The organism is Corynebacterium sp. MSK044 (assembly GCF_030232825.1).
Taxonomy (GTDB): domain Bacteria; phylum Actinomycetota; class Actinomycetes; order Mycobacteriales; family Mycobacteriaceae; genus Corynebacterium.
In genome coordinates this window covers 1-320 of the sequence record NZ_JASPJJ010000076.1, presented here as the reverse complement: position 1 = coordinate 320, position 320 = coordinate 1, and the positions used below count along the sequence as shown (strand labels likewise).

The window sequence follows — 320 nt, the reverse complement described above, 5'->3', positions numbered from 1 at the left end:
ATGACGTTCATAGGGCGGGATGCTTTACGCGAGCGACCAAACCGGATTGTTGACTCCGGGGCAGGCTTATCTACCTCTGGGACGATGTCTTTCGCCCGACGCTGCAACGTGGCGTAATCACCCTTGACGGAGAGCAACGCCAGGCGCACCCGCCATTTCTCGTGGGGATTATTGATGCCCACGAGGCGGGATTCGATGTAGGCAAGCTGGTCCAAGGCCTTCTTCGTCGAGCGAGCTATCTTGATCGCGTTGGCTTGTTTGCGGGTGAACTTTGTTTTCCCGTAGTAGACCTTGTGGACCTTGGTCCATTCGCGCACAAG

The 320-nt window shown here is 56.6% G+C and carries 1 pseudogene; it reads right to left on the bottom strand.

The annotated features are described in order from the left end of the window. Positions 1 to 320, bottom strand: a pseudogene (locus tag QP994_RS11140) (hypothetical protein); the annotation flags it as partial.